General features: G+C 60.0%; 18 protein-coding genes and 1 pseudogene. 6 read left to right on the forward strand and 13 right to left on the reverse strand.

Translation table 11 applies throughout. The annotated features are described in order from the left end of the window. Positions 1–92: 92 nt before the first annotated feature. From ilvC to HMPREF2967_RS04855, 3 genes are all read right to left on the reverse strand, one after another. Positions 93–1,106, reverse strand: coding sequence for a ketol-acid reductoisomerase (gene ilvC / locus HMPREF2967_RS04845; protein ID WP_070685225.1), 1,014 nt, complete (start codon positions 1,104–1,106; stop codon positions 93–95). A 109-nt stretch (positions 1,107–1,215) separates the two neighbouring features. Beyond that, complete coding sequence (gene ilvN, locus HMPREF2967_RS04850; protein WP_070528612.1) at positions 1,216–1,731, reverse strand: acetolactate synthase small subunit; 516 nt, start codon at positions 1,729–1,731, stop codon at positions 1,216–1,218. After that, complete coding sequence (locus HMPREF2967_RS04855; RefSeq protein WP_070685227.1) at positions 1,724–3,556, reverse strand: acetolactate synthase large subunit; 1,833 nt, start codon at positions 3,554–3,556, stop codon at positions 1,724–1,726. Before HMPREF2967_RS04855 ends, ilvN begins: the two co-directional genes overlap by 8 nt. 314 nt (positions 3,557–3,870) lie before the next feature. On the opposite strand from HMPREF2967_RS04855, the gene HMPREF2967_RS04860 reads away from it, so the two are divergent. The 3 genes from HMPREF2967_RS04860 to HMPREF2967_RS04870 are packed head-to-tail and all read left to right on the forward strand — an operon-like array spanning position 3,871 to position 7,531. Beyond that, a complete protein-coding gene (locus HMPREF2967_RS04860) occupies positions 3,871–4,404 on the forward strand; it encodes a PH domain-containing protein (protein WP_070683065.1) in 534 nt (177 codons plus the stop codon). Between the two features lie 2 nt (positions 4,405–4,406). Then, entirely contained in the window at positions 4,407–6,260 is a 1,854-nt protein-coding gene (gene ilvD, locus HMPREF2967_RS04865; RefSeq protein ID WP_070685229.1) for a dihydroxy-acid dehydratase, read from the forward strand. A gap of 11 nt (positions 6,261–6,271) precedes the next feature. Continuing rightward, positions 6,272–7,531 carry a glycosyltransferase family 87 protein gene (locus HMPREF2967_RS04870; RefSeq protein WP_070685232.1) on the forward strand — a complete coding sequence of 420 codons (1,260 nt, stop codon included), beginning with the start codon at positions 6,272–6,274 and terminating at the stop codon, positions 7,529–7,531. Positions 7,532–7,642: 111 nt separating this feature from the next. Here HMPREF2967_RS04870 and HMPREF2967_RS04875 read toward each other — a convergent pair whose 3' ends face one another. The 4 genes from HMPREF2967_RS04875 to HMPREF2967_RS04890 form a co-directional block, all read right to left on the reverse strand. Beyond that, on the reverse strand, positions 7,643–7,957 hold the full coding sequence (locus HMPREF2967_RS04875; RefSeq protein WP_070683062.1) for a transcriptional regulator: 315 nt from the start codon (positions 7,955–7,957) through the stop codon (positions 7,643–7,645). Continuing rightward, positions 7,954–8,391 (reverse strand): hypothetical protein, encoded by a 438-nt coding sequence (locus HMPREF2967_RS04880; RefSeq protein ID WP_070564297.1) that lies wholly within the window; start codon positions 8,389–8,391, stop codon positions 7,954–7,956. Before HMPREF2967_RS04880 ends, HMPREF2967_RS04875 begins: the two co-directional genes overlap by 4 nt. Positions 8,392–8,523: 132 nt before the next feature. Beyond that, positions 8,524–9,492: a DoxX family protein gene (locus HMPREF2967_RS04885; protein ID WP_070685234.1), complete on the reverse strand. Its 969-nt coding sequence runs from the start codon at positions 9,490–9,492 to the stop codon at positions 8,524–8,526. A gap of 28 nt (positions 9,493–9,520) precedes the next feature. Beyond that, positions 9,521–10,405, reverse strand: a complete 885-nt coding sequence (locus HMPREF2967_RS04890) for a LysR family transcriptional regulator ArgP (RefSeq protein WP_070524444.1) — start codon at positions 10,403–10,405, stop codon at positions 9,521–9,523. 70 nt (positions 10,406–10,475) lie between these two features. On the opposite strand from HMPREF2967_RS04890, the gene HMPREF2967_RS04895 reads away from it, so the two are divergent. Then, the gene (locus HMPREF2967_RS04895) at positions 10,476–11,165 is read left to right on the forward strand and encodes a LysE/ArgO family amino acid transporter (protein WP_070685236.1); all 690 of its coding nucleotides are present in this window, start codon (positions 10,476–10,478) and stop codon (positions 11,163–11,165) included. On the opposite strand, the gene HMPREF2967_RS04900 is transcribed toward HMPREF2967_RS04895, so the two are convergent. The 6 genes from HMPREF2967_RS04900 to HMPREF2967_RS04925 all read right to left on the reverse strand — a co-directional run bounded on the left by HMPREF2967_RS04900 (position 11,162) and on the right by HMPREF2967_RS04925 (position 19,500). After that, entirely contained in the window at positions 11,162–12,586 is a 1,425-nt protein-coding gene (locus HMPREF2967_RS04900; protein ID WP_070685238.1) for a YkvI family membrane protein, read from the reverse strand. The genes HMPREF2967_RS04895 and HMPREF2967_RS04900 overlap by 4 nt on opposite strands. A 185-nt stretch (positions 12,587–12,771) precedes the next feature. Further along, entirely contained in the window at positions 12,772–13,827 is a 1,056-nt protein-coding gene (locus tag HMPREF2967_RS04905) for an NAD(P)-dependent alcohol dehydrogenase (protein WP_070533057.1), read from the reverse strand. 55 nt (positions 13,828–13,882) lie between these two features. Then, a complete protein-coding gene (gatB, locus tag HMPREF2967_RS04910; RefSeq protein WP_196189557.1) occupies positions 13,883–15,397 on the reverse strand; it encodes an Asp-tRNA(Asn)/Glu-tRNA(Gln) amidotransferase subunit GatB in 1,515 nt (504 codons plus the stop codon). A 34-nt stretch (positions 15,398–15,431) separates the two neighbouring features. Next, positions 15,432–17,030, reverse strand: a complete 1,599-nt coding sequence (locus HMPREF2967_RS04915) for an aspartate:alanine exchanger family transporter (protein WP_070685240.1) — start codon at positions 17,028–17,030, stop codon at positions 15,432–15,434. 39 nt (positions 17,031–17,069) lie between these two features. Beyond that, on the reverse strand, positions 17,070–18,101 hold the full coding sequence (locus tag HMPREF2967_RS04920; RefSeq protein ID WP_070524457.1) for an ATP-dependent 6-phosphofructokinase: 1,032 nt from the start codon (positions 18,099–18,101) through the stop codon (positions 17,070–17,072). Between the two features lie 22 nt (positions 18,102–18,123). Beyond that, positions 18,124–19,500, reverse strand: coding sequence for an MFS transporter (locus tag HMPREF2967_RS04925; protein WP_070685242.1), 1,377 nt, complete (start codon positions 19,498–19,500; stop codon positions 18,124–18,126). A gap of 48 nt (positions 19,501–19,548) precedes the next feature. On the opposite strand from HMPREF2967_RS04925, the gene HMPREF2967_RS04930 reads away from it, so the two are divergent. After that, positions 19,549–19,872: a hypothetical protein gene (locus tag HMPREF2967_RS04930; RefSeq protein ID WP_070524461.1), complete on the forward strand. Its 324-nt coding sequence runs from the start codon at positions 19,549–19,551 to the stop codon at positions 19,870–19,872. Between the two features lie 228 nt (positions 19,873–20,100). Next, a pseudogene (locus tag HMPREF2967_RS04935) lies at positions 20,101–20,614 on the forward strand (HNH endonuclease); the annotation flags it as partial.

Here is a 20,614-nt window from a genome sequence, read left to right on the forward strand (position 1 = left end):
ATGTGGGAACATGCCCGTTTATGTGCGAACATCACATCAAAAGGAAATCCCGCTGACCAGTGGCCAACGGGATTCTTTAGTCGAAGCGCAGTTTAGGCAGTTGCATCCAACGGATTCTTGACCCAGCTCATGAGGTCACGCAGCTGGGAGCCGGTCTGCTCAATCGGGTGGGAGTTCACCTTGGCGCGCAGCTCCTCCAACTCCTTATTACCGCCTTCAACGTTGGCGACGAGGCGCTTGACGAAGGTGCCGTCCTGGATATCAGTGAGGACATCCTTCATGCGCTCCTTCACGGAAGCGTCGATGACGCGCGGGCCGGAGAGGTAGCCACCGAACTCAGCGGTGTCGGAACAGGAGTAGTTCATGTTCTTGATGCCGCCCTCAACGATGAGGTCAACGATGAGCTTCAGCTCGTGGCAGACCTCGAAATAAGCCATCTCAGGCTCATGGCCAGCTTCTGTCAGGACCTCGAAGCCGTTCATGATCAGGTACTCCACGCCACCGCACAGGACCGCCTGCTCACCGAAGAGATCGGTCTCGGTCTCATCCTTGAAGGTGGTTGGGATAACGCCGGCGCGGGCACCGCCGATGGCCGCAGCATAGGACAGGGTCAGCTCGCGCCCCTCACCCTTCGGATCCTGCTCGGTTGCGATCAGGCAGGGAACGCCCTTGCCGTCAACGAACTGGCGGCGAACCAGGTGGCCCGGGCCCTTCGGAGCAACCATGCCGATGGTGATATTCTCCGCCGGCTTGATCAGGCCAAAGTGGATGTTGAGGCCGTGACCGAAGAACAGCGCGTTGCCGTCCTCCAGGTTCGGTTCGATATCCTCTGTAAAGATCGCCGCCTGGGAGGTATCCGGTGCCAGCAGCATGATGACATCAGCCCACTTGGCGGCCTCAGCGTTGCTGAAAACCTTGAAGCCAGCCTCTTCAGCCTTATCGCGGGACTTCGAGCCTTCGCGCAGGCCGATGGCGACCTCAACGCCGGAATCACGCAGGTTCATAGCGTGGGCGTGGCCCTGGGAGCCATAGCCGATGATGGCGACCTTGCGGCCCTGGATGATGGTCAGGTCTGCATCAGATTCGTACAGAGTCTCAATAGCCATGTTTGATGTTCCTTTTCTCTTTGGGTTCGTTCGCACTACGCATCCAGTAGTGACTCGGTCTATTGAATTTGTATCACACTTTGGGACGGTTTGCCCACCTTGTGAGATTTTATTTCGTCGGTGCCATTGCCTTCGGGCCGCGTCCCAGTGCGACGTTGCCAGATTGCACCAGCTCGCGGATACCGAAGGGCTCGAGGACGTCGAGAAGCGCCTGCAGCTTGCCCGGGGTACCGGTGGCCTCAACCACCACGGACTCCGGCGATACGTCCACGATGCGCGCGCGGAAGATGTTCACTGCATCGACCACCTGGGGGCGGTTAGAGTTATCCGCGGCTACCTTCACCAGCATGATGGAGCGGGCAATCGTGTTCTCTTCCTCGAGCTCAACCACCTTGAGCACCGGGACGATTTTGTTGAGCTGCTTCGTCACCTGCTCGATGATGACCTCGGAGGCATCCACGACGATGGTCAGGCGGTTAATACCCTCCGTCTCGGTCCGGGCAGACACCAATGAGATGAGGTTGTAGCCGCGGCGGGTGAACATACCGGTCACACGGGAGATGATGCCCTCAATATCCTGAACCCGAACGGAGAGGATGTGTCGGGTGATGTCGTCTTTAGCCATTGTTTTCGGCCTCCTCGAGAGATTCGTGGATGTCGGCCGGTTCCTCGGCCGCGGACTCATTGTCATCAAACAGCGGGCGCAGGCCCAGGGCGTACTGGATTTCCTCGTTAGAAGCCCCGCCGCCAATCATCGGCCACACCTGGGCATCCTGGCCCACGATGAAGTCAATGACCACTGGACGGTCATTAATTGAGCGCGCTCGTTCAATCGCCGGGCCAATCTCTTCCGCCGTGGTGACGCGAATGGACTCGCAGCCAAGAGCTTCGCTGAGCTTGACAAAGTCCGGCACATACTCGTCGTGCTCGCGCAGCTTGGTGTGGGAGTACTTGTTGTCATAGAAGAGCGTCTGCCACTGGCGCACCATGCCCAGGTTGCCGTTATTGATCACGGCAACCTTGATGGGAAAGCCTTCCACGGCCGCGGTGGTCAGCTCCTGGTTCGTCATCTGGAAGCAGCCATCGCCATCGATAGCCCAGACCTCTCGCTCCGGGCAGGCAGCCTTTGCGCCCAGCGCCGCGGGCACGGCGTAGCCCATCGTGCCGGCACCACCGGAGTTGATCCAGCTGCGGGGGTGCTCGAAGTCGAGGAACTGCGCCGACCACATCTGGTGCTGACCCACGCCCGCACAGTAGATAGCCTCCGGGCCAACGATGGAGCTGAGTTTTTGGATCACCTCTTGCGGGTTGAGCAGGCCATCTGACGTCGGCTCAAAGCCGCGCGGGAAGCGGCGCTGCATGTTCCCCAAATACTCCATCCACGGACCAATTCGCGGGGCATCCAACTCCGCATCATTGGCATAAGCCTTGGTCAGTCGCAAAAGCACCTCGCGGGCATCGCCCACGATGGGAACAGCCACCTCGCGGATTTTGCCGATCTCCGCCGGGTCAATGTCGGCATGGATCACCTCGGCGTGGGGAGCAAAGGTGTCCGTATCACCGGTCACGCGGTCGTCGAAGCGTGCGCCCACGGCGATGATAAGGTCCGCCCGCTGCAGGGCCGCGACCGCCGGCACCGTGCCGTGCATGCCGGGCATACCCATGTGCTGCGGGTGATTATCCGGGAAGGCACCGAGAGCCATAAGCGTGGTCACCACAGGGATTCCGGTCAGCTCCGCGAACTCGCGCAGCTCGCGGGAGGCTTCGGCCTTGATGACGCCGCCGCCAACGTAGAGCACCGGACGCTCGGCGCGCGCAATGCGCTGAACAGCCTGGGTAATCTGGCGCGGGTGCGGAGTAGTCGTGGGCTTGTACCCCGGTAGTTCCGGCATCCTTGGGCCCGAATATTCCATATAAGCGTTCTGCACGTCCTTCGGAATATCCACGAGCACAGGCCCTGGGCGCCCAGTGGCGGCCAAATGGAAGGCTGCCGCGATCGCCCCGGGGATATCTTCTGCCTTGGTGACGATGAAGTTGTGCTTCGTAATTGGCATCGTCACGCCACGGATATCAGCCTCTTGGAAGGCATCGGTGCCCAGCAGGGAGCTGCCCACCTGGCCCGTGATTGCCACGACGGGAATCGAGTCCAGGTTAGCGTCAGCCAGCGGGGTCACCAGGTTGGTCGCACCCGGGCCGGAGGTAGCAATCATGACGCCGACCTTTCCGGATGCTTGGGCGTAGCCTTCGGCTGCATGGCCGGCCCCCTGCTCGTGGCGGGTGAGCACGTGGCGCAGCTTCGTGGATTCAAAGAGGGCGTCGTACAGCGGAAGCACGGCGCCACCCGGAATGCCGAAGACAAGCTCGGTGCCGAGATCTTCGAGGGTGCGGACAATGGCGTGTGCGCCCGTGATGCGCTCGGGCGCCCGCTGTGGCGGTGTGGAAGCTGTCACGGTTGATGTGCTCCTTCAGTGGGGTGGGTGGTGAAGAGATCATCCAACGACTAACGCCCCCGTCTTTCCTTCCTGGGTGTGAAGGTAACGGGGGCGCTTGCTGGTCGACGTCACTTGTGGACTCGCTACGGCTCGCGCCGCCCGGGTACTACTACGAGGTGAAGTCGAATAATGATCATGGGCTAAACTGTACACTGATAGAAACACCACCGCTGGCATTTACCCCCATTTTTGGGATCTTTTTCTCATTTTGCGAGATTGCACAGGTGGGGCGGTTCGCCACCGCGCCGCACAGTCAATTACGATGACCCACTATGACGTCCTCACACCCGCAGAACGCATCAACTCGTGCCGAACACCCCACGGCCGAAACGTTCAAGCCCACCCGCGAACATCTCCTCGGCATTGGCATCCTCGCCGCCATTGCATTTCTCAGCATTGGCTGGGCTCCGAAGTACCTCTTTTGGGTCCTCATCTTCCCGGTGCTGGCCATCTGGTGGGTTCTACGCGCACGCACCACCGTTGACGGCAAGGGCATCCACATCACCTATGGCTTCCGCGGCCCCAAGAACATCGCGTGGGGCGACTTCAAGGGAATCGGCTTCCAGCGCTCGCGGGCCTACGCCCGCACCACAAGCGGCAACAACTTCAACCTGCCGGGAGTGACCTTCAACTCCCTCCCCCGCCTTGCCGCCGCTTCCAATGGGCGCATCCCCGACGCATTGACTGCAGGCCGTGATGCTGCCGACGACAAGGTCATCATCGTCCACCGAGATGGCCAGCAAGTCCTCCTCACCAAGGAGGAATACGCCGAGTACCTCAAGAAACACCCCGAATTAAAGGAATAACCATGTACCCGCTCCGCTCCAAAGTCACGACTGTTGGCCGCCAGGCATCCGGTGCGCGCGCACTATGGCGCGCTACCGGCTCCAAGGAGAGTGACTTTGGCAAGCCAATCGTCGCTATTGCCAACTCCTTTACCCAGTTCGTCCCCGGCCACGTCCACCTCAAGAACGTCGGTGACATCGTGGCCGATGCCGTGCGCGAAGCCGGCGGTGTGCCCAAGGAATTCAACACCATTGCCGTCGACGATGGCATCGCCATGGGCCACGGCGGCATGCTGTACTCCCTTCCTTCGCGTGAGATCATCTCCGATTCCATCGAGTACATGGTCAACGCCCACACTGCCGACGCCCTAGTGTGCATCTCCAACTGCGACAAGATCACCCCGGGTATGTTGAACGCCGCGCTGCGCCTCAACATCCCCACCATCTTCGTCTCCGGCGGCCCGATGGAGGCCGGCAAGGCCGTTGTTGTCGATGGCGTGGCGCACGCGCCGACAGATCTGATTACGGCAATCACGGCGTCGGCCAGCGACGCCGTCTCCGACGAGGGCCTAACCCGCGTGGAGGAATCCGCCTGCCCCACCTGTGGTTCCTGCTCCGGCATGTTCACCGCCAACTCCATGAACTGCCTCACCGAAGCGCTCGGACTCGCACTGCCAGGCAACGGCACCACGCTAGCCACCCACAGCGCGCGCCGCGCTCTCTTTGAACAAGCAGGCCGCACCATCGTCGAGATGTGCCAGCGCTACTACGGCGAAGAAGACGACGCCGTTCTCCCGCGCTCCATCGCCACCAAGGAAGCTTTCACCAATGCCATGGCGCTGGACATGGCTATGGGTGGTTCCACCAACACCATCCTCCACACGCTGGCCGCCGCGCAGGAGGGCGAGGTGGACTTCACCCTCGAGGACATCAACGAGATCTCCTACCGCGTGCCTTGCCTGTCCAAGGTGGCGCCCAACGGCACCTACCACATCGAGGATGTGCACCGCGCCGGCGGCATCCCTGCCATCTTGGGCGAACTGCGCCGCGCCGGCCACTTGAACCTCAAGGTCCATACCGCCCTCTACGACAACGCTGAGGAGTGGCTCGACGAGTGGGATATCCGCGGCGGCAAGGCTACCGACGCTGCCCGCGAGCTCTTCTTCGCCGCCCCCGGCGGCGTGCGCACCACCGAGCCTTTCAGCCAGTCCAACCGCTGGGATGAGCTGGATACTGACGCTTCCAACGGCTGCATCCACGACGCCGAGCATGCCTTCTCCTCCGACGGCGGCCTCGTTGTCCTGCGCGGCAACCTCGCCCCCAACGGGGCCATCGTCAAGGCTGCCGGCGTTGACGAGGAACTGTGGACCTTTACCGGCCCAGCCCGCGTGGTGGAATCCCAGGAGGAGGCCGTATCCATCATCCTGAAAAAGGAGGTCCAGCCTGGCGATGTCATCGTCATCCGCTACGAGGGCCCCGCGGGCGGTCCCGGCATGCAGGAGATGCTGCACCCGACTTCCTTCCTCAAGGGTTCTGGCTTGGGCAAGGCCTGCGCCTTGATTACCGATGGCCGCTTCTCCGGCGGTACCTCCGGCCTGTCCATCGGCCACATCTCCCCCGAAGCTGCCCACGGCGGCCTCATTGGCTTAGTGGAAAACGGTGACCCCATCACCATCAACATCCGCGAGCGCCAGCTCACTCTCGATGTGGACGAAGAAGTCTTGGAACGCCGCCGCGACACCGAGGAGCAGCGCGAGAAGCCCTGGACGCCGAAAGAGCGAAACCGGCCAGTCACCAAGGCACTGCGCGCCTACGCCAACATGGCCACCTCCGCTGACCGTGGTGCGGTGCGCGTGGTGGATGGCTACGTCAATTAGAGTATGGGGCGATGAATTTCGCCACTAACGCCGCAAGGCGCACACTCCTGACCGCCGCCGGGCTCATCATTGGCCTGGTGGGCGTCATCCGCCACGTCCTCCACACGGACTACCCTGTGGACATGATCATTTACCGTGAGGGCGTGCGCGCCTTCATGGAGGGCCGCTCGGTCTACTCGGAGCCCATGTACGCCGGGGATTTGGCGCTCCCCTTTATCTACCCGCCCTTCGGGGCACTGGTCATGGTGCCGCTGACAGCCTTTGATTGGATGAGTGACGCCCTGGCGGGCGATATCATGATCGTCCTCTCGGATGCGCTGATCTTCGCCTGCCTCTACGCGATCTTCCGTGCACTCAAGGTGCCTCACCTGTGGCCCACCGTGGCGATCGCGTGGGCCGCGGCGATGTTCTTTGAACCCATCCGCCTCAACAACGGTTTTGCGCAGATCAACATCGTCATCATGGCGTTGGTCATCTTCGATCTCGTCCCCCGCAAACGCAAGCTCCCGCAAGGCTGGCTGATAGGCCTCGCGGCAGCCATCAAGATCACCCCGTTGGCCATGCTGCTCTACTTCCTGCTGCGCCGCGAGTGGAAGCCAATCCTCACGGCCTTCGCCTCCACTGTCGTGGCTACGCTGTTGGCCGCGGCCTACCGCTGGGAGGCCTTTGTCGAATTCTTCAGCTCGAAGCTTCTCGATATGGGCAAGGGCGCAGACTTCGGCGTGGCTACGGACTATCAGTCCAATTCCTCGCTCAAGGGTGTCATCCAGCGACTCTTCACCTCCCAAGAGGCCATGGATAACAACGGTATGCTCATCAACGTGCTGTGGCTCGTGGCTGCGCTCACGGTCATCGGCCTCGGCTCCGCACTCATCCTGGCTCAGATGCGGCGCGGCCTGCTTGTCGACGCCCACCTCACCACCGCCACCATCATGTTGCTCATCTCCCCCGTCTCGTGGTCACACCACTGGGTGTGGCTGTCGCTCATCGTGCCGGTTCTGGTCTACCGCGCATGGTCCTGGCGGAATTCCACCTGGGTCGCTGGCAGCTTGCTGGCTGTTCTCGCGGCTTGGGCAGGCATGCTGCTGACCGTTCCGCCGAAGTGGTGGTTCGGCGATAGCATCGATGTCCACGCGATGCCGCTGTACCAGAAGTTCTTGGTCGATGACTTCGTGTGGCTGGCACTACTCAGCTGGATTCTCTACGCCATCTGCCTCAAGGTCCAAGCAGGCAAGCCACAAACCGAACTCGCTGCGGCCCAAACCAACTAAGCCCCGAAACGCAAAACTGCCCGTTCTGACAAAGTTGTGCGCCGCCACTGCAGCGCGAGGGAAAACTTTGGCAACATTGGCACCTCAGCGACGCCATACCATGCGCCCAACTCAGCCCTCAGCTAAATCCTTGAGTGCTGCCAAGTGACCGTCGAAGGCAATCTTGCCGTGCTCAGTCAATGCGACCCACACCGAGTCCTTAGCACGGCTGGTGCCATATTCGCGGAAGCGAGTCACGTAGCCGGCTTGTTCTAACGCTCCGAGCTGCTTGGACAGGGAGGCGTCGGAAAGCTCCGTGCGATCGCGCAACATAGCGAATTTCATCTCACGGTTGACGTCCCCACCCTGTGTGGCGCCAAAGGCATTGAGCGTGGCGCAAATCTTAAAGCGGTTGAGCGGGTGGATTATCGGATCGAGCTCACTCATCGCGGCATCCTATTCAGCGCACCGGTGTGCAACGTCCAAAAGACCGACAAACTGCACAGCACACCTGCGATGCACGAGGCAATAACGTGCCCTTCAACAAAGGGATTGAACAGTGCCGGCAGCATCATAAACCCCAATCCTGCGTAGAAGCGCCAGGTCACATTCCTGGAGGCGTGCGGATCAACCTTCTGACGCATCGAATCCCGCACCCCCGTGCGGTAAAAGAAGGCAAGACTCACCAAGAGCCCGAGTACAAGAAGCAGTCCACCAACAAGAACGAGAGGATGGACGTCATCCTTGATCCACATGTAGGCAAACCACGCGCCGTAAGCAGCCGATGCGAGCAAGCTCAGCCAGATAGGCGGCCGCTTCGCCGCGGCTAGCTGTTGTTGCTCCTCAAATGCGAGTGCTTCTCGAACATCCTGATCGGACAAAACTAAAGCTCCCCTCCTGCGGCACCAAAGTCATTGTTTTCCATTACGGAAACCAACTTACTTTACGCAATGGAAAACAACAACAGTTGGTGTATAACTGCAGGCTGGGAGCTTAAGTAGGCGCTAAAACTCTTAGCTCAACGGGTTGACGCCAGCTCCAAACCACCAGATGGCCACGAGCGCGGCAACGCCAATGACGACAAAGACCCACGAGGTTGCCAGTGGGCGACGGGTCCAGGAGCGATTGAAGTCAAGGGAGATGAATCCCGGACCGGTGAACTGCAGGGCCACAGCGATAACAAAGAGCACCAGACCCAGCCAGACGCTCTCATTCCAGGCAAAGACATCCAACCCAGCACCGGAGGCGTTGAGGCCGTGAATAGCGGAGAAGCCTGTGACGATAAGGCCGAACATGGCCGCCAGCGGTGTAACTAGACCCAGAAGCAGGAAGGCACCGGCAATGAGCTGAACGGTGGGCACGCCGATGGCCAAGGCCGCCGCCATGGTGTACTCACTGAACTCGTTCTCCAAGCCTGACAGCCCCTCGTTGCCGCCGAGCTTGAAGAAGGTCGAAGCACCCGCCACGAGCAGGTAAACGCTGAGCGCCAGGCGCACGAAAAGCAGACCAAAGTCAATGGTGCCTCGGCGAGCCGACGAGTGTTTTTCTTCTACAGCCTCCGCCTCGGTTGCGGTGACTGGCTCAGCCGCAGGGTCAGCCACGGCAACGGCGCTGGGCTCTTCATCAGCCTCAGCCACTGGCATTGCAGTCGTTTCCGTTTCGGTTCCTGCCGTCGCCTTCGCGCGTGGGAAAGCAGTAGTTTCAGCATCAGCGGCAGAGCTGTCGAAAGACAGGGATTCCTTGGAGGCGCTATCAAAGGTTTCGGTCTTCGCCTCGGGTTCGGCCTCAACGGCGGGCTCTTCAGTCTTCTTTGGCTTGATCACCTGCGGCTCGGCGCGCCCCGGGCGCTGGAAGAGGCTGCTCTTCTTCGGCTTTTCGGCCGCAGCTTCCGCGGGGGTGCTGTCCTTCACGGAGTCTTTGCCCGTGTAAGTCGGGATATCGTCATCAAAGTTGGTGGCTTTATCAGGAGTTTTATCGCTCATACCTCCAACTTAAGGCAGCGCAGCACCCTTATGGTGCATCTTTACCGGCGCGGCGCGAAGCTAAAACCGCATGGCCAGCGTTTAAGACGTCTTCGGTGAGGTCGGCAAGCAACTCCGACTCCAGCCGCCAGCGTTGCCAGTAGAGGTCGATGTCGAGCGGGAAGTCGTCGAGAAGCACCAGCTCCCCGGACTCCAGCAATGGCTGGGCCTGCAGGCGTGGCACCAAGCCCCAGCCCAAACCGTAGCGCACCGCCTCCACATAACTCTCCGAGGAGGGAATCTGAGATACCCGTGCGCGCAGGACGTGGGAGTCGATGAAGCGCTCACGCATGGCGTCATCCAACGTGGCGTCGTTCGGCCCGAAGCCCACGATCGGCAGCGTCTCCCAGTCCTCAAAGGTCTCCGCCAGCTCCGGCGCGGCGACGGCAAAATAGCGCATGGTGCCGAGATACGTGGATTCGCAGCCAGAGACTGGCGTTTGCTCGCGAGTCACAGCTCCCAGAACGTCGCCGCGGCGCAGCATTGCGAGCGTGCGGGCCTCATCTTCGATGCGGATACGCAGCGCCGCCGCACCGCGCTCGGCGGTGCGCTGGATTACAGGACGAAACCACGTGGCCAGGGAATCCGAGTTGATGGCAACGGTCAGTGGCACGCGGGACAACCGCTCAGTAAGCCGCGCATCCGCTTCCGCCTGGACCAGCGCCATGCGCCGCGCGGCTTGGGCGACGATCTCCCCCGCCTCAGTCACGGTGACAGGGGTCCCGCGGCGCAGGAGTATGCGGCCCGTCGATACCTCCAGTGCCTTGATGCGCTGGCTCACGGCCGAGGGAGTGATTCCCAACACAGCCGCGGCACCCTCGAAGGAACCTTCATCGATGATGGCCAGCAGTGTTTCGGTATGCAGCGGGTTCATGAAGCAATATTAAACCAGATGTAGAACATTTAACTGGACTTCATATGTCGTTATACGCACACTAGAAGCCATGTCAGTATTGCTCGCAGGATTTGCGCTGGGCCTGTCCCTCATCATCGCCATCGGACCGCAGAATGCCTACATCATCAAGATGGGTATTAAACGCGACCATGTCGGACCCATCCTGCTGGCATGCTTGCTTTCCGACGTCATCCTGATCACCGGCGGCACCGCAGGTGTCGGCGTCCTTGTGGAGCGCTTCCCCACCGCGCTCGTCGTAGTGAAGTACCTCGGCGCGGCCTACCTCATCTACTTCGGCTTCACGTGCTTCCGCGATGCCTTCAAGAAGGAACAGGAAGCGCTTGTCATTGAGGAAACCGCACCAGTGGCCCAAGTAGTTGATGATAACGCGGGCAATACGGGCGCACCGAGCACCTCCGTGCTCACCAAAATTCGCCCCCGCATGCGCTCGAATTCCTGGGTCAAGCCCGTCCTTGGGGCATTGGCGCTGACGTGGCTCAACCCCTTGGCCTACGTCGACGCGCTGGTCATGCTGGGCTCCATCGCAAACCAGTATGGCGACCAGCGCTGGGTGTTCGCAGCCGGCGCCATCATGGCCAGCGCAGTGTGGTTCCCCTCCTTGGGCTTTGGCGCCTACAAGCTCTCCCACGTGCTGGCCAAGCCGACGACGTGGCGCGTCGTCAACATCGTCATCGGCTGTGTCATGTTTGCACTAACAGCGAAGCTCTTGCTCCACTAATTTTTCTGTGAGTCCTCGGGGAGGTCTTCATCCTCAGCGGGGTCTCCCACCGCGCCGGTTTCTTCCACCCAGGCCTTGATCTCTTCGTCGCTGCGGTCCTGCTCCACGGCGTCGCGCTCGGTGTAATAGGAGTGATCGTTGCGGTTTTCTTCCCACTCTTCCTTGTCGAAGTCGAGCTCCTCGTCCGCATCCAGCTCATCGACCACATCGGAGACGAGATCCTCAAAGAGGGCTTCATCATCCATGTTGGAATCGGCGATCTGCTGACCAATCTCATCGTCGTAACGCGCTGCGTCATATTCCGAATCGGGGTGCAGCTTCAGGTGAAGCAGGGCGCGGATGCGCTCGCGGCGCAAGCCTTCATCCTTGATCTTGCCCAGGGAGCGCAGCCATCCAACCACCAGGATGACGACGAGGACGATGCCCATGTAGCCCAGAACCGGGTACACATACTGCATGAGCGCCTTGAAGCCGGCGAAGGAAACCGCGAAACCTGCAAGGCAGCCGGCGATAAAGATAATGCGGTACTTGGACTCGTTGCCGGAGGACAAACGCTTACCCAGCGCATAGAACATGCCGATGGCCGTGTTGAAGATCATCAGGTAGATGATGACTGCCATGATAACGCCAAGGACTGGGTGAACGTTGTCCACTAGGGTCAGCATCGGAATATCTGAATCTCCCACATTCTCCGCGTTCATCAGCAAGGAGAAACCAGCGATACCCATGAGCACCGCGTACACCGCGCCGCCTACGATGCCACCAACGCCGGCCTCGCGCGGGCTGATGTTATCGCCACCGATCACCAAGGACATCGATACAGCCAGAATGAGGGCGAGGCCGTTGTAGTTCAGCGCGGAGACCAACCAATTCGAGATCGGGGACTCAATCGCTTCAGAGGCGCTAATCGCCGCATCAACGCTCTCCGGCATGTGCAGCAAGGTATAGGTGCCCACGAAAAGAACGGCGATGATGATGGTCGGGGTCAAAAGGCCGATAACTTGGGAGACCTTGTCTACGTCGAACATACCCGTAACCATGACAAGCACGAGCATGAGCAACGAACCTACCCAGGCAGGCCAACCGAACTGCTGCTCCATGTTGGAGCCAGCACCTGCCAGCATGACAAAGCCCACCGCAAACAGCGTGAGAATCACCGCAACATCAAGAATGCGCGAGATGATCGGGTGAGTAATGTTACGGAAGACTTGGTTGTGTTCGCTGGCGTGGAAGTAGCTTCCTAGTTGAAGAAAGACTGTACCGGCAAGGGTCATGACCAAACCGGCAACCAGGATTCCCCACATGCCGGGAATACCGAAGGACGTAAAGTACTGGACAACTTCCTGTCCCGTGGCAAAGCCCGCACCCACGAGCAAGCCAATGAAGGACAAAGCGATGCCTACGACGTTTTTATAAGACACGTTTTCCTATCTGTTTTCTAGTTTCTTCTCTTTATGCTTAATGGCTAGCGCATAAAAACGCGCCATACCTTTGATGGAGTACGGCGGCACACTACTACCACGGTACTCCATCCTGACAGGAAAACAGGTGTGCGGCCGTGGAGAGCTTGCTCCAATGGCCGCTAAAGCATGAGGCGGCTCACCTCTTAATGCTCGGCAAACGTAGCGGTATCAATGACGAATCGGAACTTCACATCACCCGCAACGACGCGCTCATAGGCGGCATCGACGTCATCGACGCCGACCTTCTCAATGACCGCTCCCAGGCCGTGCTCGGCACAAAAGTCCAGCATTTCCTGGGTTTCGGCGATGCCGCCGATGTTGTTGCCGGTGAGCACCTTGCCGCCGCCTACCAGGCGGTTGAGGCGCAATGGAAGGGCCTCCGGCGGCAGCCCCACGACAGACATGATGCCGCGCGGCTTGAGCATCCGCAGGTAGTCCTCGAGGCTGTACTCGGCGGAAATCGTGGAGAGGATGAAGTCGAACTCCCCGCGGTGTTTTTTGAAAAAGTCCTCTTCTTCGGTGGTGGCGAGCGTACGGTTCGCGCCCAGCTTCGCGGCCTCCTCAGCCTTGCGCGAGGTGCGCGAGATGACAGTGACATCCGCGCCCTTGGCAGCGGCAATCTGCACGCCCATGTGCCCCAAACCGCCGAGGCCCACGACGGCCACCTTCTGCCCTTCCTTGACGTCCCAGCGAGCCAGCGGAGAGTAGGTGGTAATGCCGGCACACAGCAAGGGCGCGGCGACATCGAAGTCAAGGGCATCCGGAATACGCAGGACGAAATCCTGGTTCACCACGACCTTCTCCGCATAACCACCTTGGGTGATCGTGCCGTCGACGTCGGTGGAATTATAGGTGCCCACACCACCATTAAGGCAGTTCTGCTCCATTCCAGCTTGGCACTGCTCGCACTCGCCGCAAGAATTCACCAGGCAGCCCACGCCGACGCGGTCCCCCACCTGGAACTTGGTGACGTCCTCCCCCACGGCGGAAACCACGCCCGCGATCTCGTGGCCCACGGTCAGCGGGAAGTGCGCCTCACCCCACTCATTGCGAATGGTGTGGATATCCGAGTGGCAGATGCCCGCAGCCTTGATGTCAATGACGACGTCATCGGCGCGCGGGTCACGGCGCTGGATGGTCACAACCTTAAAAGGTTCGTTTGGGCCTGTCTTTTGGAGTGCTTTAGTAGAAATAGTCATGGCGACCACGGTACCCCGCAGCCGCCTGACCTCGCCTAATGGAAATTTATACCAATTAAGAGAGCTTCTTCGCAATCAGCTTGTTGACCTGTCCCGGGTCAGCCTTACCCTGGGTGGCCTTCATGACCGCACCAACGATGGCGCCGGTGACCTTCTTGTTGCCGGCCTTGTACTTCTCCACGATGTCCGGGTTGGCTGCCAGGGCATCATCAACGGCCTTCTCGATTGCGCCGTCATCGCGCACGACCTCGAGCCCGCGCTTGGCGACGACCTCGTCGACATCCCCCTCGCCTTCGAGGACACCGTCGACCGCCTTACGAGCAAGCTTGGTGGTCAGCTTGCCTTCCTTGACCAGTTCGACCACGCGCGCGACCTGAGCCGGGGTGATATCGAGGGCGCTCAGCTCAACGCCCGCCTCATTAGCCTTACCGGTCAGGTAAGAAACCCACCAAGAGCGGGCCTCATCCGGGCTGGTGCCGGCATCCACGGTTTCGATAATGAGATCGAGCGCGCCAGCGTTGACCAGATCGCGCATCTCCTCGTCCTTCAGGCCCCATTCCTCTTGGATGCGGGCGCGGCGAATCCACGGCATCTCCGGCAGGGTTTGGCGGATCTCCTCAACCCACTCGCGGGAGACAATCACCGGCGGCAGATCCGGGTCGTTGAAGTAGCGGTAGTCCTCCGCGGTCTCCTTCGGGCGGCCCTTCGAGGTCGAGCCATCCGTTTCCTGGTAGTGGCGGGTTTCCTGGACGATCTCGCCACCGTCGACAAGCACCTGCGCCTGGCGCTGCATCTCAAAACGCACCGCCTGCTCGACCGAGCGCAGGGAGTTGATGTTCTTGGTTTCGGTACGCGTGCCGAACTCTTCCTGGCCCACCGGGCGCAGTGACACGTTGGAATCCACGCGCATCGAACCCTGATCCATGCGGGCATCGGAGACCCCCAGCGCCGCGACGAGCTCGCGCAGTGCGGACACATAGGCGCGGGCAACCTCGGGGGCACGCTCACCGGCGCCAATAATCGGCTTGGTCACAATCTCGATGAGCGGAATGCCCGCGCGGTTGCAATCCACCAGCGAGGAGGTCGCGCCATGGATGCGGCCGTCCGCGCCACCCAAGTGGGTGAGCTTTCCGGTGTCCTCTTCCATGTGGGCGCGCTCAATCTCTACGCGCCACTCGGTGCCGTCATCGAGAACGACGTCAAGGTAGCCGTCGTATGCAATCGGCTCATCATACTGAGAGATCTGATAGTTCTTCGGCTGATCCGGGTAGAAGTAATTCTTGCGGGCAAAGCGCGACGATTCCGCAATCTTGCAGTTCAGCGCCAGACCGATCTTGATGGCGCCTTCCACGCCCTTTGAATTCACCACCGGCAATGCTCCGGGCAGACCCAGCGAAACCGGGTCCACGTTGGAATTGGGGGCTGCGTTGAAGTTCGTGGGCGAGGTGGAGAACATCTTGGTTTCCGTATTGAGCTCCACGTGAACTTCCATGCCCATTACGGGTTCGAACTTTTCCAGGACCTCGTCGTAGTCCATCAGGTCATACATCGCAGCAGTCATGCGTGCCATCTTAGTATGTTAACGCGACACCGTGCGCAACCGCCTAACCCAACAAGGTGATGCCGTGCGTAATAAGAATTTTGGCAATCATGGCCGCTGGATACACCATGGCATAGCCCAAGGACACACGCTGATCAGTGCTCGTCCGATTATTCACAAAAGCGAGAACTGCCGGTTGAGTCTGAGCTCCGGCCATAGCACCCGCCGTCTTTGTAGCGCCGACGCGCAGGAATCGGCGCATCACAAAGGCAAACCCGAATGCGACCAGCGTTGTGATGATGATGCCAAGGAGAAGAATCTTCCACCACGCGCCGCCTGTAAAGGCACCGGCGATCTCCCCGCCCGCATTCGTTCCGGCTTGGGCCAAGAAGAGCAACAGTCCGAGCTCGGAAAGAATCGTGTTGGCTGAGTGCGGCAATGCGGTCACTGTATTGCCGATTCGCCCAATCCGCGCCATGACCAACGCGACGATGAGAACGCCGGCGGCAGTACCGAGGTTGAAGGAAGATCCGCCCGGAAGCGGGATATCGATATGCCCTACAAAGATGCCAAGGGCCAAGCCGAGGCCGAGGGATACGGGGTTGATATCGGTTAGGCCTTGCGAAGAATCCCCAAGAAAGTTTGAGATCTCGCGCAGCGACTTCTTTGAGCCCACGACGCGCACGCGATCTCCCAGCTCCACGATGTGTTCGGGGATAGCAACCTGATCGTTGTCCGCACGGCGAACGCGCGAAATGCGCGCGCCCCACCGGTCAGACAGCTGGTTGTTCAGCTCCGCAATAGTCAGGCCAGCCAAGCTGTGCTCGGAGATAGTAATGCGACGAAAGTCTAGCTCGTGGCGGTCATCGTTGAGGATCTGCGGGGATTCACGGCCAGCGCGCTCAATGATATTGTCCAGATCTTCCGGGGCACCGACGAGCGTGACCACATCACCTGGGTGCAACACATCGAAAAACTTCGGCAGGACGATATCATTGCTGCCGACGCGCCGCAGGCGGGTCACTTGCACTTCCCCGTTGCCGATGTCTGCAATCTCTGCCACCGCGATTTCTCTCAAAATCTGCATGTGCTGGCGCGTGACGGGTGACAGGGTGTCGTCGTCATTCCCGGCGTCGCGAAGCACGAGCACCGTGGCCGCGAGCATGCCGATGACGCCGAATAAGTAAGAAACCGCGTAGCCCACGGTTGCTGCGCCGGGATCACCCGTAGCTTCCGACGCCGCCGCCAACGCGGGGGTATTCGTCACAGCGCCGGCAAAAGTACCCGCGATGGTGGCATTCGATAGCCCAAAGACATAAGTGCCCAACCCCCACGCGGCAAGCGCCGCGACGATGAAGACTCCAATCATCGACAGCACTGGGCCCGTCGCGGTTTTCAGCGACTTAAAGAAGGACACCCCAGAATTATTGCCAATGCCAAAGGCAAAGAGCACCAACCCGAGCATTCCCAGAATGGGAGGTACGGAGGCCTCCACACCAATGGCGGAGGCGGCGGCCGAAAAAGCAATACCAAGGAAGAGAACGGCGGCCGCCCCTAAGCTAATTCCCCGGGTTTTGATGCCGCCGAGCGCCATGCCGATGCCAATCAGCAAAAACACCAACAGGACCGGCTGCTCAGCAAGGAAAGCTAATACGCTTGTCATCGAAACCTTTATTAACTATGGGCGACCTTGTCACGGCGTTTAACCAAAGAGGGCTTGCGCGTTGGCATAACGCTTTGCCGGAACCACCTTCAGCTTGCCCACGGCATCCTCGAGCGGGACGAGATCGATGTTTTCACCGTGGAGGGCGACGCACATTCCGGACTGACCATTGTGCGCAGCACGGGCGGCGTGGGTGCCGTAACGGGTTGCCAGGACGCGGTCATACGCCGTCGGCGTGCCGCCGCGCTGGATGTGGCCGAGGACCGTCGTGCGCACGTCGTAACCAGTGCGCTTCTTGATCTCATCGCCGATGACCTGACCAATTCCGTTGAAGGTCTGGTGACCAAACTGATCGACACCGCCCGCTTCGAAGTCCATGGTGCCTTCCTTGGGAAGTGCTCCTTCGGCGACGCAGATGATGCCATACTTCTCACCCATCTGGAAGCGGCGTTCCATCGCCTTGGTGATATCTGCGATATCGAATGGAACCTCAGGGATGACCGTGTAGTGCGCGCCGCCGGCCATGCCTGCATGCAGCGCAATCCACCCAACGTGGCGGCCCATGACCTCCACGATGAGGATGCGGTTGTGGGACTCAGCAGTGGTGTGGAGGCGGTCAATCGCATCGGTGGCCACGGACACGGCCGTGTCGAAACCGAAGGTGTAGTCCGTTGCATTGACGTCGTTATCGATGGTCTTTGGCACGCCGACAACTGGGATACCGTTGTCAGAAAGCCACTTAGCACCCTTGAGAGTTCCCTCGCCGCCAATGGCGACGAGCGCATCAACCTCAGCATCGGCCATATTGGCCTTGATGGTGTCCAGCCCAGCCTTGAACTTATCTGGGTGGAGGCGGCCAGTACCAAGGATGGTTCCGCCGCGAAGGAGGATGCGGTCAATTTCAGCGTCGTCATAAAGGTCACGGCGTCGGTCTTCCATCAGACCAACCCAGCCGTCCTCGTAGCCGACGACCGTATCGCCGAACTCGTTGGATGCGGTGCGAACGACCGCGCGGATAACAGCATTCAGACCGGGGCAATCACCACCGGATGTCAGTACAGCAAGACGCATGACATCCAATCTACTCGCTTCCCTATTGGCTCGCAGTCTCCACATCAGCGTGCAGGGTATCCCGGAAGAAGAGCGAAGCAATACACCCGACGAAAAGGATCGCAACGATAGCGACCAGAGAGTCCGCCGCGCCGGCGACCTGCATGACTGCTGATACGCCGGCCACACCAATCACCGAGCCCACCTGTCGCGATGTGTTATAGACACCGGAAGCAGCTCCCATGAGATGTGCATCAATATCGCGCATCGTCGTCGCGGCATTGGATCCCCAAATAAAGGACTGTCCCGCCCCCAAGGCCGCACATGGCAGGCTCAGCCACCACCCCGAAACACCCGCATGCATGAGGAACCACAGCACGGCGAAAGTGGCAATCAAGATGCCGAATCCCGTGAGCGCTAGTAGTCGCGGATGCAGCCTATCTGCCAAAATGCCCGCTAGTGGTGACACGCACAAAGAAACCAGAGCCATCGGCGTAACGATCATTCCGGCATCTCCCGCCGATATCCCCTCCTCGACCTGCAACCACATCATGATCGGAATCATCATCGACGCAGCCATAAAGCCCATGGACACGATGGCCACCGTGCCCACGGAGTAGTTACGGTCCTTAAACAACCCAAGCGGAACGAGCGCTGCCGCCCCACGGGATGATTGCAGGCGCACGAAGATAGCCATGCCGACAATTCCGGCGACGAGGAGGGTCCAAATCCACCACGGCCAGCCAGTCTCTGGCCCTTGTTGCACCGCAAAGACGAAGCAGGTCAACGCGACAAACGACGCCCCTACCGACACGAAATCAATCCTTCCGGTCGCCGTCGGCAAGGCAGGCACCCACAGGCCGGAAAGGACAATCGCTGCAATGACAATGGGAATGTGGATCCAAAAGACCGCCTGCCACCCAAACGCGGCTACGACGAAGCCTCCCACAAGCGGTCCAGCAAGAGTGGCCAGCGAACCCACCACGCCCCAGGCACCCAGCGCACGGCCGCGCCGCTCACGAGGGAAAACACGGTTGATCACCGCCATGGTCTGCGGCATCTGAATGGAGGCACCTAGACCTTGTAGCGACCGCGCGGCGATGAGAAACTCTACGGATGGCGCCAGCGCACAAAGCAGTGCACCAAGGCCAAAGAGTCCGTTGCCGAGCTGAAACATTCGCTTCTGCCCGTAAATATCCCCTAGCCTTCCAGTAAACAGGAGGGGCACGACCACGGCGAGCAAATAGATGGCGGAGACCCACAGCACCTGATTGACGTCGGCGTTGAACTCACGACGGACGTCGGGAAGCGCAACGGCAATCATGGATTGGTCGAGCAACGACATGAAAAAGCCGAGTGACAGCGCCGCCATGGCGAGCCAAGCTTGCTTTTCTGACGTGGGCGTTGCTGCGTGATTCATGGAGGGAAGTCTAGCCACCGCCCATGCAGGCGGCCTAAACTGAAGCGCATGGGAATGATTGACATCAAGAAACCACAGGACGTATCGACGGCCGCGACCGTCTCTCTGGGTCTCATTGGCGGTTGGCTCACAGCTCGGGAAACTGGAATCCGCCCGCTTGGCGGCGTAGTGCTCGCCGCCGCTGGCGTCTGGGCCGGACGCAGCTGGTGGGCTAAGACGAACCCAGCCACTACGGCCGGCCTGGCTGCTCTATACACCGGCGCGTTTGGCCTCTCTCACCCGCTGGCTAAGAAGATTGGCTCCTGGCCGGCAGTCCTGGCCGTCACCGCCGCAAGCGCTGGCGCTGCCTACGCGCTTTCCGACGCCCAGTAGATCCCCACGCCCCACGTGCCGCCAACAACGCGCGTGGGGATTTGATTGTTTTCTCCCCCCCCTACTACGCCCTATCGAACCTCCTGGCTAACATGGTGCCGCTACCCCCGTTTATAGTAACGACTTGACATTAATTTACCACTGCCCATGGCCATACAGGTCATGTGGTACTAGAATTACTATTAGAACACAGCTTCTAAAATAGAATCAGTCTCGGGGGAGACTTCCATGACCACCACTGTCACACGCCCACCTACCTTTTTCTTCTCAATAACGAATCCGAATAATCCACACGCTATAGCCCGTGCGGCAGCCCGCCGCGCTATCTACAACACCTGGGTTGCAGCTATGCCCAGCCTGCAGGCTGATATCAACACCACCGCTTTAAGCTTGGTGGCTGCCTGGTCACTGCCAGAAGGTCACATCAAAGCAGGTCTGCGTGCTATCCACCGCCTTGATAGCCTGCCGAAAGTCAAAGCCATACAAGACACCTTGTGCCTGCTCGACATCGAGTCCTTGATTGCTATTGATCAGCCCATGTCAGCCCTGACAGCCCTGACGGATGAAACCCTGGATTTTATCGACACCATCCTGGCCGACTTCTTCACCCCCACCAAGGCGAATCAGGCTTTTCCTACCCGCAGCCAAATCAGACGCAAAGTCCGCGACATCTGTAAAACCCTGGATGACTCCATCGCCTACCGTGATACCCGCCCCAAAGACACCTACCGCTTTTCTTCCA

The organism is Corynebacterium sp. HMSC059E07 (genome assembly GCF_001814395.1).
GTDB lineage: Bacteria > Actinomycetota > Actinomycetes > Mycobacteriales > Mycobacteriaceae > Corynebacterium > Corynebacterium hesseae.